The sequence below is a fragment of the Rhodococcus sp. 1R11 genome (genome assembly GCF_004563845.1).
Taxonomy (GTDB): Bacteria; Actinomycetota; Actinomycetes; order Mycobacteriales; family Mycobacteriaceae; genus Rhodococcoides.
On the sequence record NZ_SPNG01000005.1, the window covers coordinates 44,607 to 60,495 of the forward strand.

The 15,889-nt window shown below is 64.6% G+C and carries 12 protein-coding genes; 3 read left to right on the top strand and 9 right to left on the bottom strand.

Annotated features, from left to right (window positions below):
* Window positions 1-238: 238 nt before the first annotated feature.
* The 5 genes from E4P29_RS10235 to E4P29_RS10255 form a co-directional block, all read right to left on the bottom strand.
* A complete protein-coding gene (locus E4P29_RS10235) occupies window positions 239-985 on the bottom strand; it encodes an oxidoreductase (RefSeq protein WP_135044367.1) in 747 nt (248 codons plus the stop codon).
* 32 nt (window positions 986-1,017) lie between these two features.
* Window positions 1,018-2,739, bottom strand: a complete 1,722-nt coding sequence (locus E4P29_RS10240; RefSeq protein ID WP_027494481.1) for an ABC transporter ATP-binding protein — start codon at window positions 2,737-2,739, stop codon at window positions 1,018-1,020.
* Window positions 2,736-3,707 carry an ABC transporter permease gene (locus E4P29_RS10245; RefSeq protein ID WP_027494482.1) on the bottom strand — a complete coding sequence of 324 codons (972 nt, stop codon included), beginning with the start codon at window positions 3,705-3,707 and terminating at the stop codon, window positions 2,736-2,738. The genes E4P29_RS10240 and E4P29_RS10245 overlap by 4 nt, the downstream gene beginning before the upstream one ends.
* The gene (locus E4P29_RS10250; protein ID WP_135044368.1) at window positions 3,700-4,626 is read right to left on the bottom strand and encodes an ABC transporter permease; all 927 of its coding nucleotides are present in this window, start codon (window positions 4,624-4,626) and stop codon (window positions 3,700-3,702) included. Before E4P29_RS10250 ends, E4P29_RS10245 begins: the two co-directional genes overlap by 8 nt.
* Window positions 4,627-4,790: 164 nt before the next feature.
* Entirely contained in the window at window positions 4,791-6,419 is a 1,629-nt protein-coding gene (locus tag E4P29_RS10255) for an ABC transporter substrate-binding protein (protein ID WP_135044369.1), read from the bottom strand.
* A 445-nt stretch (window positions 6,420-6,864) separates the two neighbouring features.
* On the opposite strand from E4P29_RS10255, the gene acs reads away from it, so the two are divergent.
* A complete protein-coding gene (acs, locus tag E4P29_RS10260; protein ID WP_135044371.1) occupies window positions 6,865-8,808 on the top strand; it encodes an acetate--CoA ligase in 1,944 nt (647 codons plus the stop codon).
* Window positions 8,809-8,870: 62 nt separating this feature from the next.
* Here the strand turns inward: acs and E4P29_RS10265 are convergent, their stop codons facing one another.
* Together E4P29_RS10265 and E4P29_RS10270 are read right to left on the bottom strand one after the other, a co-directional pair.
* On the bottom strand, window positions 8,871-10,745 hold the full coding sequence (locus E4P29_RS10265; protein WP_135044373.1) for a glycosyltransferase family 39 protein: 1,875 nt from the start codon (window positions 10,743-10,745) through the stop codon (window positions 8,871-8,873).
* 151 nt (window positions 10,746-10,896) lie between these two features.
* A complete protein-coding gene (locus E4P29_RS10270) occupies window positions 10,897-12,267 on the bottom strand; it encodes an MFS transporter (protein WP_037176013.1) in 1,371 nt (456 codons plus the stop codon).
* 267 nt (window positions 12,268-12,534) lie between these two features.
* Between E4P29_RS10270 and E4P29_RS10275 the strand changes: the two genes are divergently transcribed.
* Both E4P29_RS10275 and E4P29_RS10280 read left to right on the top strand, forming a co-directional pair.
* On the top strand, window positions 12,535-13,029 hold the full coding sequence (locus tag E4P29_RS10275; RefSeq protein WP_135044375.1) for a phage holin family protein: 495 nt from the start codon (window positions 12,535-12,537) through the stop codon (window positions 13,027-13,029).
* Window positions 13,030-13,053: 24 nt separating this feature from the next.
* Window positions 13,054-13,986, top strand: a complete 933-nt coding sequence (locus E4P29_RS10280; RefSeq protein ID WP_135044377.1) for an alpha/beta hydrolase — start codon at window positions 13,054-13,056, stop codon at window positions 13,984-13,986.
* Between the two features lie 10 nt (window positions 13,987-13,996).
* On the opposite strand, the gene marP is transcribed toward E4P29_RS10280, so the two are convergent.
* Window positions 13,997-15,187: an acid resistance serine protease MarP gene (marP, locus tag E4P29_RS10285; RefSeq protein WP_135044379.1), complete on the bottom strand. Its 1,191-nt coding sequence runs from the start codon at window positions 15,185-15,187 to the stop codon at window positions 13,997-13,999.
* Window positions 15,184-15,870, bottom strand: coding sequence for a CoA pyrophosphatase (locus tag E4P29_RS10290; protein ID WP_135044893.1), 687 nt, complete (start codon window positions 15,868-15,870; stop codon window positions 15,184-15,186). Before E4P29_RS10290 ends, marP begins: the two co-directional genes overlap by 4 nt.
* Between the last annotated feature and the right edge of the window lie 19 nt (window positions 15,871-15,889).

The window sequence follows — 15,889 nt, forward strand, 5'->3', positions numbered from 1 at the left end:
CCACGCGGAGCTAGCCACCTAATGGCAGAAGCGCTGTGGGCCTGCGATATTCGTGGGTGATCAGCAAGAACCCTGCACCGGTTGCAGGGATGACCTCATCACCGTCGAGTTCTCGCCGAGGCCACGTGGTAGTCCATCACAGCCCACCTGTGCACGCTTGGTAACCAGGCGCTCCGTGCTAACGGGCGGCGACGTCGACGCAAGTCGGCATCGCCGCCCTTTTACGTGTGCACAATTCCTACTGCGCAGCTTCGGCAATCGAAGTCGCTTCTGCCGCACCGGCTTCGAATGCCCCTAGGCAGAGGATCACCCAACTGCCGACGCCCGTTGCCGTGCCCTCGGCGAATCCAGCGGCTCCATCCCGGTACGCGTTCGCTCGACGCATCCAGCTCACCTCGGGCACCCCGAGGTTGTGCGGATCGAATCCCGACGATGCGGCCACCAATCTCGATGCAGCACGCGCCACGATGCCGTCGGCAGTTCCGAAAGGCCGAAGCGTCAACAGTTCACCGTGCACGACTGCGGCGATCACCGGAGCGGGCGCGGAGGTTCCACCCGTCACCAACTGCGCGAGCAGATCGAGCCGCTCACCGATGCCGGCGGCCGTGCGCGGCCGACCGAGCGAGGAAGCGTCGTCGACGAGATCCGCGGCAGCCAACAGATGTAAGCGGGCCAGCGTCTGCAGTGGTGCGCGCTTCCACGTCGACAACGTGTTCTGCAGGGCGTCACCGTCCAGAGCAGCGGCCACTCGCAGCGCACCCGCCAGAATCGGGTCGCCTTCCTCGCCTTCGCGGGGGAAATCCATCGAACCGCCCTCGAGCGCGGAGGACGAACGAGCTGCCCGCACAGCGGCCTCGGCTGCGGTCGCCGGCCACCCACGACGATTGGCCTTGTGCCGATGCACGGCACCGAGGGCATCGCGTGCCCGTTCGGCGGAATCGACAACTCCGGGCAATTCCAGCAGCGGGGCGAGGGGGTCCGTCACGACAGACGACGGTACCCCCTCACCCACCGCGGTTATGCGCCCAGCTGCACCGAGCCACCCGGAATGGCTGCGAGCAGCTTCTGGGTGTACTCCTGCTGCGGGTTGTCGAAGACGGCATCGGTCGACGCCGCCTCGACGATCTCGCCGCTGCGCATCACGAGCACGTCGTCGGCGATCTGGCGGACCACTGCGAGGTCGTGCGTGATGAACAGGTACGTCAATCCGAGCTCGGCCTGAAGGTCGTTGAGCAGCGACAGGATCTGCGCCTGCACCAGCACGTCCAGAGCCGACACTGCCTCGTCACAGATGACCATTTCGGGCTCGAGGGCCAGCGCACGAGCGATTGCGACACGTTGCCGCTGGCCGCCGGACAGCTCGTTGGGGAACCTGCGCATCACCGACGACGGCAGTGCCACCTTGTCCAGCAGATCACGGACTCTGGCTTCCCGCTCGGACTTCGACCCCACCTTGTGAGTGCGCAGAGGCTCCTCGATAGTGCTGAAGATCGAATACATCGGGTCCAGCGTCCCGTACGGATTCTGGAAGATCGGCTGCACTCGACGACGAAACGCGAACGCGTCCTTGTTGTTCAACCCCGCCACATCACGCCCGTCGAACTTCACCGAACCTGCAGTGGGCTCGAGAAGTCCCAGAACCATCTGTGCCACAGTCGACTTGCCCGAACCCGATTCGCCGACGATCGCAGTGGTGGTGCCACGTGCGACTCCGAACGACACATCTTTGACGGCCGTGAACACGGATGACTTGAACGGGTTGCCGCCCCGGAGCTTGAATTCCTTCGTCAGCCCCTCGACCACGAGCACAGTGTCCGCGGCCGGCTCGAATGCCGAGTCGGTCTCCTCGGTGACGGCCTCGACCGCCACCTGCTTGGCATGCTCGACGATGTCCTTGCGCACCACCGACGACTTGAGTCGCTGAGACGCCAGAGACGGCGCGGCGGAGACGAGCTTGCGCGTGTACGGGTGCTGGGGATCCTGCAGGATCTCCAGTGCCGGACCGGATTCCACGATCCGTCCCTTGCTCATGACGACGAGGTGCTCGGCTCGTTCGGCAGCCAGGCCCAGATCGTGGGTGATCAGCAGAACCGCGGTGCCGAGTTCCTTCGTCAAACCCTCGAGATGATCGAGAATCTGACGCTGCACGGTCACGTCGAGAGCGGACGTCGGCTCGTCGGCAATCAGAAGTTTCGGACGTGCCGAAAGCCCGATCGCGATGAGCGCACGCTGACGCATACCGCCCGAGAACTCGTGCGGGTACTGATTGACCCGCTTCTCCGAATCGCTGAGGCCCGCTTCCTCGAGCAGCTCGGCTGCCCGAACCCGCGCCGCCTTACCCTTGGCGATGCCGTTGGCAGCGAGGGCCTCCTCGATCTGGAAGCCGATCTTCCACACCGGATTCAAGTTGGACATCGGGTCCTGAGGAACCAGGCCGATCTGGCTGCCGCGGATGTCGACGAAGTCCTTCTCCTTGGCCTGCGCCAAGTCACGGCCCTCGAACAGGATGCGCCCCGCCGTCACCGTGCCGGTTCCGGGAAGCAGGTTGATGATCGAGTGCGCGGTGGTCGACTTACCGGAACCGGATTCGCCCACGATCGCAACGGTCTGCCCCGGGTAGACCGTCAGCGATACACCGCGAACAGCCGGGACCGCACCGGAGTTGGACCGGAACGAGACCTCGAGATCTTGGATGTCGAGCAGGGGCTGCTCCACTGCGATGCGTGCTGGATCCGTCATCGCTTCCTCGCCTTCGGATCGAGGGCGTCGCGCAGGGCGTCACCCATCATGATGAAGCCGAGCACCGTGATTGCCAGCGCTGCAGCAGGATAGAAGAGAATGGTCGAGCCCTGACGCAGGGTGACCTGGGCGGCACTGATGTCGCCGCCCCAGGAGACCTCGGTGGGAGGCAGTCCGATACCGAGGAACGACAGCGTCGCCTCGGCCACGATGAACGTACCGAGTGAAATTGTCGTGATGACGATGATGGGTGCCATCGCGTTGGGCAGTACGTGCCGGATCAGAGTTCGCAGTCGCGTCAAACCCAAAGCCTGCGAAGCCATTACGTAATCGTTGCCCTTCGCCGACAGCACTGCACCGCGGGTGATGCGAGCCATCTGAGGCCAACCGAACAACGCCAACACCAGAATGACTGTGAAGATCGTGCGATCGGTGAACAGCTGCATGAGGACGATGGCAGCCAGAATCAGCGGAACACCGAAGAAGATGTCGGTGATTCGTGAGAGCAACGAGTCCGCGATGCCGCCGTAGAAGCCGGCCAGAGCACCGAACACGACGCCGATGACCAGCACGAGGAACGTGACCCCGACTCCGGTCAGCACGGACGCCCGAGCACCGAACAGCACCCGAGAGTAGATGTCGCAGCCCTGTCGGTCGTAACCGAACCAGTGCCCGGATCCCGGGCCCTGCATGCTGAACTGCAGATCACAGAAGCGCGGATCGGTACTGGTGAACAGGCCAGGCACGGCTGCGACCACGATGACGGCCAGGATGATGATGGCCGAGACTATGAACATCGGACGCGTGCGCAGGTTCCGCCACGCATCGGACCAGATGCTGGCGGGTGCGTCGTCGATGACGACCGCATCGGTCTGCGACACGTCGATGACCTCGTCGGCCTCGACGAAACGTGCTTGGCGAGTAGCGCGATCGGCGTCGACGCTCTTCGGTGTGATGGGATCAGACATAGCGAATCCTCGGGTCGAGCGCGGCATAGAGAAGGTCGACGATGAGATTGGCGACCAGATAGACGACGATCAGCACGGTCACGAAAGACACGACGGTCGGTGCCTCACCGCGGATGACGGCTTGGTAGATGGTGCCGCCGACTCCGTTGATGTTGAAGATTCCCTCGGTGATGATCGCGCCGCCCATGAGGCTGGCGAGATCGGCGCCGAGGAACGTCACGACGGGAATCAGCGAGTTGCGCAGCACGTGCACGTTGACGACGCGGTTACGCGAGAGGCCCTTGGCCGTCGCCGTCCGCACGAAGTCTGCACTGAGATTCTCGGCCACCGACGTGCGCGTCAACCGCACCACGTAGGCGAACGAGACGGCTCCGAGCACGAATGCCGGCAGCAACAGGTTGGTGAAGCTGGTGTTGCCTCCCACTGTCGGCGGCACCCAACCCCACTTGATACCGATGAAGAACTGCGCGAGAAAACCGATGACGAAGATCGGCACGGCGATGATGACGAGGCTGACGACGAGGACAGTCGAGTCGAACAGCTTGCCCTTGCGCAGACCCGCGATGAGACCGAAGCCGATACCGAACACGGCCTCGATCACGAGGGCCATCGAGGCGAGCTTGGCGGTGATCGGAAACGCTTGTACGAGAACTTCACTGACGGGGCGGCCCGAGAAGGACATGCCGAAGTCGAACGTGAAAATGCCCTTGAGGTACAGCAGGTACTGCACGATGAACGGCTGGTCGAGGTGATAGCGGGCGCGCAGTTGGTCGGCGACGGCGGGACTGATCGCCTTGTCTCCGGCCAATGCCGCGATGGGGTCTCCTGGCAGCAAGAAGACCATGGCATAGATCAAGAATGTCGCCCCGATGAACACGGGGATCATCTGAAGTAATCGGCGTCCGATGTACCAGAGCATCGGATCACCTCCTTTGGAGGAAGGTGGACGTCACCGCAGAGGCGCAAGGATCAGCTGCAGCGGGGCGTCGAACGTAGATGCGGGAGTGAGCGAGCACACGAGAAGGGCGGTAGGTGGAAGACCTACCGCCCTTCTCGGTCTCTACAGCAGTGGAGCGAACGTGATCAGTTCTTCTCGATCTGGTTGTAGATGGGGATTCCGTCCCAACCGATCTTGACGTTGGTGACGTTCTCCGACCAACCACTGGCTGCGTTGCGGTACCAGGTCGGCACTGCGGGCAGGTCGTTGAGCAGGATTTCCTGAGCCTGGTTGGTCAGCTCCTGCGCCTTGGTCTTGTCGGTCTCACCTGCGGACTCGCGGAGCAGACGGTCGAACTCGGGGTTGGAGTACTCACCGTCGTTGGAGCTGCCACCGGTCTGGTAGTTCTGTGCCAAGAAGCCGTACTGCTGCGGGTAGTCACCCTGCCAGCCCGACCGGAAGGCGGTCGCGATGGTGCGGTTGGTGGCTTCGGTGCGCAGCTGAGCGAACGTCGGGTACGGCGCACCCTGCGCCTCGATGCCGAGCGTGTTGCGGATGCTGTTACTGACCGCATCCACCCATTCCTGGTGTCCACCGTCGGAGTTGTACGCGATGGAGAACGTTCCGGACCACGGCGCGATGGCGTCGGCCTGCGCCCACAGAGCCTTGGCACCCTCGGGGTCGTACTCGACGTTTCCGACGTCGGAGAGGTCGCCGGTCCAGCCGTCGATGGCCGGGCTGGTGAAGTCCTTGGCCGGGGTACGGGTCTTGTTGAAGATCTGCTCGGTGATCTGGTCGCGGTTGATGGCCTTGGAGATCGCCTGGCGACGCAGCACACCCTCTTCGCCACCGAAGTGCGCGAGGCGGCCCGGAATCGTGAACGTCTCGATCGACGCGGACGGCTGGTTCACCGTGCGGTCGGGAAGATCGGACTCGAAGGTGGTGACGGCCGAGGCCGGAACGTTGTCGAGAACGTCGACGTTGTTCGACAGCAGGTCCGTGTATGCGGTGTCGAGGTTGCTGTACAGAATGAAGCTCACGCCGCCGTTGGCGGGCTTGCGGTTACCGGCGTAGTCGGGGTTCGTGACCAGGTCGATCCGCACGTTGTGCTGCCAAGCGCCCTCCTGGGCGAACTTGTACGGGCCGTTGCCGATCGGGTTCTCGCCGAACGCGGCGATGTCCTGGTACGCAACCTCGGGCAGTGGGTAGTAGGCCGCGAAGCCGAGACGATCGGGGAACGCTGCTTCGGGCTGCTTGAGCTCGATGGTGAACGTCTTGTCGTCGACGACCTCGAGACCGGACATGGTCTGCACCGTCGGGTTCTCGGCCGCGACCTCGTCGTAGCCCTGAATCGGATCGAAGAACGAGCCCTGCAGCTGCGCATTGGTCGACAGTGCGCCGTAGTTCCAGGCATCGACGAACGACTTGGCCGTGACCGGCGTGCCGTCGGTGAACTGCCAGCCGTCCTTCAACGTGACGGTGTAGTTCTGGCCGTCGGTGGTATCGATCGAGTCCGCGACCTCGTTCTCGACACCGCCCTCGGGGGTGTAGGACACCAGGCCGGCGAAGATCGAGTCGACGACACGTCCGCCGGTGTTCTCGCTCGTATTGGTGGGCACCAAGGGGTTCTGCGGCTCACCGCTCCACGCGTTGATGATGCCGGAGCCGTCTCCTGACCCTCCGCCGCCGGTCGAATCGCTCGAAGAGCACGCCGTCACCAGCGCCGCTCCCACGACAACTGCGATTGCAGCTGACGCGATGCGTGTTTTACGCAAGGAAATCCTCCATCCAGATGTGAGCACGGGGTCATCCGTGTTCAGGTTCCTCGGGCGCGACGCCCGGGGATTCGTGGGCGACCGCAAGACACGGCCTGTGAGCCGTACCAACGATCTGATGGAACGAACTTTAGACACATCCTGAAACGAACATGTGAACTCCCCCGAGTTTTGTTGACCGGCGAGTAGGTCGGAAACATGATCGAAACGTTTCGGCAAGTCGATTTCCCACAGTGCGGGCAGAGCCGCCGAGACGGCCTCGCGTCGACGACACCGATGACCGTCCATCGTGCGGAAACTACCGATCACCGCAGATCAAGGGGTTTCAGACGCTTGCAACGGTGCGATCGCCATCACATGTGACTACCCTCACTAGGGGCTCCAGACCGGCCTGTAAGTGCCGTTTCATGGGCGAAATGCTTCGGACGAAAGAGAGCTATAAGAGATGACGACCAGTACCTCCGGAAGCGACGAGACCGCGGTTGCCTCCTACGCACCGTCGGCCGAGTTCGCGGCGCAGGCGAACGCTCAGGAAGATCTGTACGCCGCCGCGGAGAAGGACCGGCTCGGCTTCTGGGCGGAGCAGGCTCGCCGGCTGCACTGGCACACTCCGTTCACCGAAGTACTCGACTGGTCCGACGCCCCCGTCGCGAAATGGTTCGCCGACGGCGAGCTCAACGTTGCCTACAACTGCGTCGACCGCCATGTCGTCGACGGCCACGGCGACCAGGTCGCCATTCACTGGGAAGGCGAGCCCGGCGACAGCCGCGACATCACCTACTCCGATCTGCTCGCCGACGTCAGCCAGGCGGCCAACACCCTGACCGAACTGGGCCTCGTCTCCGGCGACCGCGTCGCGATCTACATGCCGATGATCCCCGAGGCCATCGTCTCGATCCTCGCCTGCGCCCGCCTCGGCCTCACCCACTCGGTCGTCTTCGCCGGGTTCTCGGCCACCGCACTGCGCTCGCGCATCGACGACGCCGAAGCCAAACTCGTCATCACCACCGACGGCCAGTGGCGACGCGGCAAGCCCGCCCCCATCAAGGACACCGTCGACGAAGCAGTCGACGGGGCAGCCTCGATCGAACACGTGCTGGTCGTCAAGCGCACCGACTCCGACGTCGCCTGGACCGAGGACCGCGACCTGTGGTGGCACGAGACCGTCGCCACGGCGTCGAAAGAGCATGAGGCGCAGCCGTTCCCGGCCGAGCACCCCCTGTTCATCCTCTACACCTCGGGTACGACGGGTAAGCCCAAGGGCATCATCCACACCTCCGGCGGCTACCTCACGCAGACCTCGTACACCCACCACAACGTCTTCGACCATAAAGCCGGCACGGACGTCTACTGGTGCACCGCCGACATCGGCTGGGTCACCGGACACTCCTACATCGTCTACGGACCGCTTTCGAACCGCGCCACCCAGGTGGTCTACGAGGGCACGCCCAATTCGCCCGACGAGCACCGGCACTGGAACGTCATCGAGAAGTACAAGGTGTCGATCTACTACACCTCCCCCACCCTCGTTCGTACATTCATGAAGTGGGGCAAGGAGATTCCCGAGGCACACGATCTGTCCTCGATCCGCCTGCTCGGCTCCGTCGGCGAGCCCATCAATCCCGAGGCATGGCGCTGGTTCCGCGACGTCGTCGGCGGCGGCAGCGCACCGATCGTCGACACCTGGTGGCAGACCGAGACCGGCGCGATCATGATCTCGCCGCTTCCCGGCGTCACCGCCACCAAGCCCGGCTCCGCGATGACGCCCCTGCCGGGTATCTCGGCCAAGATCGTCGACGACGACGCCAAACCCCTGGGCAACGGCGGCAACGGATACCTCGTTCTCTCCGAGCCGTGGCCGGCGATGCTCCGCGGGATCTGGGGCGACATGGACCGCTACAAGGACACCTACTGGTCCCGCTACGCCGAAGAAGGCTGGTACTTCGCCGGCGACGGCGCCAAGTACGACGAGGACGGCGCGCTGTGGGTCCTCGGCCGCGTCGACGACGTCATGAACGTCTCGGGCCACCGCATCTCCACCTCGGAGGTGGAGTCGGCGTTGGTCAGTCATCACAGTGTCGCCGAGGCTGCCGTCGTCGGTGCCGCCGACGAGACCACCGGTCAGGGCATCGTCGCGTTCGTCATCCTGCGGGGCGGCGAGGAGAACACCGGCGACGCGTTGATCGCCGAACTCAAAGCCCAGGTCTCCAAGGAGATCTCGCCGATCGCCCGGCCACGGGAAATTTCCATCGTGCCGGAGCTGCCGAAGACCAGGTCCGGCAAGATCATGCGCCGCCTGCTCCGTGACGTGGCCGAGGGCCGCGAACTCGGTGACGTCTCCACCCTCGTCGACCCGAAGGTGTTCGAGGCGATCAAGAAGGGCCGCTAGCGACCATGTGAGTGGAACCTCGTAGCCCACTACGAGGTTCCACTCACATGCGGCGCAGCCGCTCAGGCCGCTGAGGCCGTCAGATCGAACACCGTGTAATCGCCGATAGTCCTCGATGTGAACGTGGCGGCCACCCAGTCACCGATCGCCGACGGCCTGGTCTTGCCCGTTCCGGCGATGAAGTAGTGGATCTTTCCCGCGGCCACGTCGGCCTCGAATTGGTCGAGTGTGGGCGACGGGTCGGTACCGGAGAATCCGCCCACCGGCATCACCGGGTCGTCGGTCGCGAGCTGCAGGACCGCCGCGGCATTGGATCCGATGGTCGCCGCCGCCCAGGTGTACTTCTGCGGATCGGCTTCGAGGAGTCCGGTCAGCTCGGAGTCGGGAGCCGATGGGGAGCCGAATTGCGCTGAACGGCCAGAACTTTCGTCTCTCGAACCGCTTCGATAGCCAGCGGGCTCGGATGCAACAGCAGGTCCGGCAGAAGGACCTCCTCCACTGTGCGGGGTCACCACGGTGTCGGCGACATACGCCAGCGGCCCGGCCAGGGCGACCGCCAGTGCGACGGCCCCCACCGCGATCGACGTCTTTCGAGATCCCCTGAACACCAGGGCCACTGCTACGACCAACCCGACTCCCAGCACTACCCACCGCAGCCACGGAACGAACTCGGGAGTGCGGGCGAGAAAGACGAATGAGGTAGCCGTCGTGATCGCCGATGCCAGCACGAGAACCGCACGCCACGCGGCCTTGTCACGCCTCATCCACAGCTCGCGGAGAGCCGCTCCGACGATGGCGGCTATCGCCGGAGCGACAACGATCGTGTAGTACGAGTGGAACGTGCCCGACATGAAGCTGAACACCAGCGAGCACCCGACGAGCCACAGTCCCCACATCACGAACCAGGCCCGCTGAAAGTCTTGCCGAGGAGCTCTGCCGCGCAACACGATTCCCGCGACCACGAGCACCAGTGCGGCCGGAATGAGCCAGGAGATCTGACCGCCCTGCGCGGCCGCGAACATCCGGGTGATGCCCGTCTGAGGTCCGTGCCCGCCCGGCCCGAAACCGCCGGCCTGCGCTGCATCACCGGCAGAAGATCCGGTGCCCGCGTGTTCGTTACCGGTCAACCTGCCCAGGCCGTTGTAGCCGAAGGTCAGATCCAGAATGCTGTCGGTCTTCGATCCACCGACCCAGGGCCGGTCCGCCGCCGGCACCAGTTGCACGATCGCAACCCACCATCCAGCGGAGACGAGCACGGCGGCACCGGCGGCCAGCAACTGCAGAAGTCGGCGTCCGAGCTTGGGCGGACCGAACGCGGCGTAGGCCACGGCAAGAGCCGGAACGACGAGGAACGCCTGCAGCTGTTTGGTCAGGAATCCGAGACCCACGACAGCGCCCGTCAGCACCAGCCAGCGAGTGCGTCCGTCTTCGAGAGCACGCAGCATCGCCCATGCTGCCCCCAACAGGGTGAGGGTGAGCAAGGCGTCGGGATTGTCGTAGCGGAACATCAGCGCGAAGGTCGGGGTGGTGGCCAAGACCGCGCCCGCAATCAGCGCTGCCCCGTATCCGAATCGACGGGCGACGATCGCGTACATGATGCCCACGCTCAGCACGGCCATCAGCACCTGCGGCAACAACAGCGACCACGAGTTGAGACCGAAGATCCGTACCGAGAGCTCCATGATCCACAGCGATGCCGGCGGCTTGTCCACCGTGATGGAATTCGCGGCATCGGACGAACCGAACAGGAACGCTTTCCAACTGATCGAACCGGCCTGAACGGCCGCCGCGTAGAAGGAATTACCCCAATGCTCGCGGTTCAGATCGAGGGCATAGGCCCCTGCTGTTCCGACGAGGAGGGCGGCAAGAGTGGGCAACGCCCAACGCGGACGACTCACGTGGCGCTCGACAGCGCTGGTTGCAGAACGGATGGTCACAGTCGATCACTGTTGCCCTCGACCCTGAGGCTCCGCTGCCGACTTCCTGGCAATCGCCTGTCTATGTCCAGCGACCACCTGAACGAGCTACGCAGGTGAGCGGAAACTCGACCCCTGCTACGAGTTTCCACTCACGTGCGGCGAAGCCGCTCTACACGCTGTCGAGCGACTGGTCTCGCGTTTCCTTCATGATGATCAGCGAGATCAGGGTCAGCGCAGCAGCGATGGCGAGATAGACGCCCACCCAGCCGACGCCGTAGGTACTCACCAGCCAGGTGGCGATGAACGGGGCCACTGCAGCTCCGAGGATCGACGCGGTGTTGTACGAAATTCCCGAGCCCGTGTAGCGCACGTTGGTCGGAAAGAGTTCGGGCAGAACGGCACTCATGGGTCCGAATGTCAGGCCCATCAGTCCCAGGCCGACGCACATGAACACCAGCATCTTGCCTGCCGACGCGGACGACGGGTCGGCGAACCAGTGGAACGAGAGTCCGAACAGGACGATCGCCGCGGTGATGACGATGAGCGTGGGGCGACGGCCGTACTTGTCGGCGAGCAGCCCGGCGACCGGGATCAGGGCCGCGAAGAACAGCACCGCGATGAGCTGGAGCTCCAGGAAGTCCGTGTACGGGATGGCCAACTTGGGGCCGTTGACGTCGGCCACCTTGCCCGTTCCGTAACTGACCACCCACGTCGTCATGATGTAGAAGAGCGTGTAGGTGGCGAGCATGACGAACGTGCCGATGATCAGCTGACGCCAACTTGTCTTGAACACCTGAGCCAACGGGGTCTTGACCTTCTGGCCGCGCTCGACGGCCAGCTTGAACACCGGCGTCTCCTCGAGCTTGAGGCGGACGTACAGGCCGATGATCACCATGATCGCGCTGAGCAGGAACGGGATGCGCCAGCCCCACGTGAGGAACGCATGGTCGGTGCCGGAGTTCGCGGAATCGTAGCCGGTCGCGATGACGATGAGCAGGAAGATGCCGTTGGCGAAGAAGAAGCCGATGGGCGCACCCAGCTGCGGGTACATCGCGGCCCAGGCTCGCTTGCCCGGCTTCGCGGTTTCGGTGGCCAGCAACGCCGCACCACTCCATTCGCCGCCGAGGCCCACGCCCTGGGTGAAGCGCATGATCGCCAGCAGAGCCGGTGCCCACAGACCCACCGCGGCGTACGTCGGCAACAGGCCGATCGCGAACGTCGCGACACCCATCGTCAACAGGGACCCGACGAGGGTCGCCTTGCGTCCGATGCGATCACCGAAGTGGCCGAACAGAATCGAGCCGATGGGTCGTGCCACGAACGCCAAACCGAAGGTAGCGAACGACGCCAGCAGCGCGGTCGTGTCGTTGCCCGCGGGGAAGAACAGTCGAGGGAAGACGAGCACTGCGGCCGTTGCATAGATGTAGAAGTCGAAGAATTCGATGGACGTACCGACCATCGAGGCGATCACGATGCGGGACCGAGGCACCTGAGGTGCGGGAATTGCGCCGTCGTCCGTGACGGCGTGTGGTGAACTCACGAGTGCTCCTGAAGGGGAAAGTTCCCTGAAAATTACCTGATGAACACCTGAGAATTTCACGCCCCCGGGCCGTTCGTTGCCGATTCGTGCAACATCTCCGTGTTTGTGCCGACAGCCGGAGAGGTAACCGACGACGGGCCGAGCGTCGCTCGGCCGCCGCGGGACAGATAATCTGCTACTTAGGCACTACTGTCGATACGATCTTCCGCAACACCGAGCAGAGCGATCACCGCAACACCGAGCAGAGCGATTACAAGGGGTCGAGAGTTGAGCGTCAGCAATGACAAGGGATACGGCAACGGCGTCCCGAACACGATTTCGTCGATACCTCTCACCGATGTCGATGCCCGCACACCCGGTAGCGCGAGCATCGGAAACCTCGTCAAGGACGCCACGACTCAGGTCTCGACGCTGGTGCGTGCCGAGGTGGCCCTCGCCAAAGCCGAGGTCACCGGCGAGGTCAAGAAGGGCCTGCAGGGCAGCGTCTTCTTCATCGTCGCGCTGACGGTGCTGCTGTTCAGCTCGTTCTTTTTCTTCTTCTTCGCCGCCGAGCTTCTCGACGTGTGGCTCTACCGTTGGGCCGCGTTCCTCATCGTCTTCGTGTTCATGGTGCTGGTCGCGGGACTGTTCGGGTTCCTCGGATACCGCCGGGTCAAGAAGCTGCGTAAGCCCGAGAAGACCATCGACTCGCTCAAGCAGGCGTCGACCGTGCTGCCGAACCAGCACGAGAGCATTCCCGGAATCCCCGGCTACAAGAAGTAGACGACGCCCGGCGAGTCGAGCAGTATGAATCATCCCGATCCGTCCACTGTCCGTTACCCGGGACAGTGGATCCATCGCGACATCCATGCCAATGGAATCCGGTTCCACACCGTGGAGGTCGGCGAGCACACTCCCGACGCCCCGCTGGTGGTGTTGCTGCACGGCTTCGCCGACTTCTGGTACTCCTGGCATCACCAGCTCGACTCGCTCGCGCGTTCCGGAGTGCGAGCGGTCGCAGTCGACCTCCGCGGCTACGGCGACTCCGACAAGCCCCCACGTGGTTACGACGGATGGACTCTGGCCGGCGACATCGTCGGTCTCGTTCGCGCGCTGGGTTACCCGCACGCGACGTTCGTCGGCCATGCCGACGGCGGCCTGGTGTGCTGGGCGAGTTCGGCTCTGCATCCGCGAATGGTCCGCTCCATGGTCCTGATCAATGCACCGCACCCGATCTCGCTACGCCGCGCCGTGCTGAAGGATTCCGAACAGCGCGGTGCCCTGCTGCCGCACTTCGTTCGGTATCAAGTTCCGCTGCGCCCCGAGAAGCTGCTCACGCGTCGAGGGGGCGCGGCAGTCGAGGAGTTGATGCGCAGCCGCGCCGGGTCGCAGTGGCAGCGCACCGACGATTTCGCCGATACCGCAGGCAAGATGCGCTCGGCCATCCGAATCCCCGGAGCCGCGCACTGCGCACTCGAATATCAGCGCTGGGCGTTCCGTAGCCAGTTCCGCGCCGAGGGCCGGCGCTTCATGGACGCCGTCGACGTGAAGACCTCGATCCCCGTCGCGCAGATCAGCGGCGATCTCGATCCGTACGTCCTACCCACCACGCTCGATCGCGATCGGCGCTGGGCACCGGGGCTGACGCGTCGAACGGTGCAGGGCGTGGGGCACTACGTGCACCAGGAAGCCCCCGACGTCGTGTCCGAGGAAATCCTGCGCGTCGCGCTGGAAGGCTGACGTCCCGCGGTCAGACGATGCAGTCGCCGGTACCCACACTGACCGGCGCATCGAAGCTGCGGGCGAGCTCGTCCGAGATCTCAGCTGCAGTCAACACGAATCCGGTATCGGGGTCGTCGACGGCGGCACCGAACACAACACCGAGTACCTCACCATTCGAATTGACCAGTGGCCCACCGGAATTGCCCTGCCGCACCGATCCGCGGACCGTGTAGACCTCGCGTTGAACGGTTCCGGTGCGGTAGATGTCCGGGCCGCTGAGGTTGATGATCTCGCGAATGCGCGCTGGGCTCGCCGTGTAAGGACCGCCGCCCGGGTAGCCGAGCACGATGGCGTCGGATCCGGATTCGGCAGGGTTCGGCGCGAACGGCAGCACCGGAGCTTGCAGCTGCGAAACACGAAGCACTGCAACATCTTCTTCGGGATCGAACAGGACGACGTCGGCGTCCAGAGGGCCGTCCGGAGAATCGACGGTCACCTCGGAGGTACCGGCCACGACGTGGGCGTTGGTCATCACCAGATCCGGCCCCACGACGAATCCCGAACCCTCGAGCGCCTTCTGGCAACTCGGGGCGATTCCGTTGATCTTGATGACGCTCGACCGCAACGCCACCGGGACGGGTCCTGCGGCGATCCCGGAGTCGGGAGCAGCGACCTCGGCGACCGGAGTGCGTCCGAACGGACCGATGACGTCCGGCAGCCCGGACGTGTCGAGCAGCGCCGAAAATTCCTTGGGCACCTGACGCAACCAGTCGGGTGCCACCTCGTCGACCTTGCCCAGGACCGTCGAGCCACGCACGGCACTGGCCACCTCGGGCTGCGACGACGACGTCAGCGGAATGGCGAGCAACCACGCGGCAGCGAGCACGGCCGCGGCCTGCAGCCCTGCCCCGATCGTGCTGTCCACGGATCTGGCTGCGCGCGAATGTATTCCGCTGCGCAACGCACGACCGAGGACCATGCCGGCCACCTCACCGACGATCACCAACACCACGATCAACGCGATGCCGACGAACACCCTCGTGCGTGATCCGTCGACGTGTTCGAGCACGTGCGGTGCCACCAGAATTCCGGCGACGGCTCCCAGAACGACTCCCAGAAACGCCAGCGCCGACGCCACAGCCCCCTGTCGCCATCCCGACGTCGCCGCCAGCAGCGCGACGGCGACCACCGCGATATCGACCCACCCTGAACCCGTCACCGATCGAGCCTCGCTCCTACCGCAGTCAAGCTGGCCTCCAGATCGCGTATGTCCCCCGTGTCCCACTCGGACTCCCAGCCCGACACAGCGAGCAGGCCCGCCAGAATACCGCCCGTGAATCCCCACACCAGCATTCCCTGCACCGAGAAGGCCGGGCCCTGGTAGCCGGCGGGGTGACGCACCTGGAATCGGTTGGCCGGATCGAGCAACTCACGCAGGGGAACTCGCACCACGCGCTCGGTTTCGCCGGCGTCGACGACGCGGACCGGACTCGGGGCCTGCCAGTACGAGAGCACGGGAACCACGTCGAATCGGGACGGCGGCACGTAGATGCCGGGCATCGTCGCGAGCGGTACGACGCCGGCCGGGTCGAGCCCGGTCTCTTCCTGAGCCTCTCGCAGCGCCGTTCCGATGGGCCCGTCGTCACCCGGGTCGGTGGCACCGCCGGGGAAGGCGATCTGCCCGCTGTGGTCGCGCAGAGTCGACGCCCGCTGGGTCAGCAGTACGTCCGCCTCGGCGGGTAGCCCACCGGGCACGGTCGGATCGGCATCGGCGGGACCACCGAACAGCACCAAGACCGCGGCCGAGCGGGTTCGATCGGCCGGCTGCGCCTGCCGTTGCAGCACCGGGTTGATGCCGGTGGTGTCGGTCAGTCCGTTCGCACTGCCGGCGACGTCGAGCATGCGCCCGAGCCACTCGGGT

Bases quoted from the DNA above. Each gene is read 5' to 3' on its own strand.
- E4P29_RS10245 (WP_027494482.1), bottom strand. From the start codon at position 3,707: ATGTCTGATCCCATCACACCGAAGAGCGTCGACGCCGATCGCGCTACT.
- E4P29_RS10250 (WP_135044368.1), bottom strand. From the start codon at position 4,626: ATGCTCTGGTACATCGGACGCCGATTACTTCAGATGATCCCCGTGTTC.
- acs (WP_135044371.1), top strand. From the start codon at position 6,865: ATGACGACCAGTACCTCCGGAAGCGACGAGACCGCGGTTGCCTCCTAC.
- E4P29_RS10280 (WP_135044377.1), top strand. From the start codon at position 13,054: ATGAATCATCCCGATCCGTCCACTGTCCGTTACCCGGGACAGTGGATC.
- E4P29_RS10240 (WP_027494481.1), bottom strand. From the start codon at position 2,739: ATGACGGATCCAGCACGCATCGCAGTGGAGCAGCCCCTGCTCGACATC.
- E4P29_RS10290 (WP_135044893.1), bottom strand. From the start codon at position 15,870: ATGCTCGACGTCGCCGGCAGTGCGAACGGACTGACCGACACCACCGGC.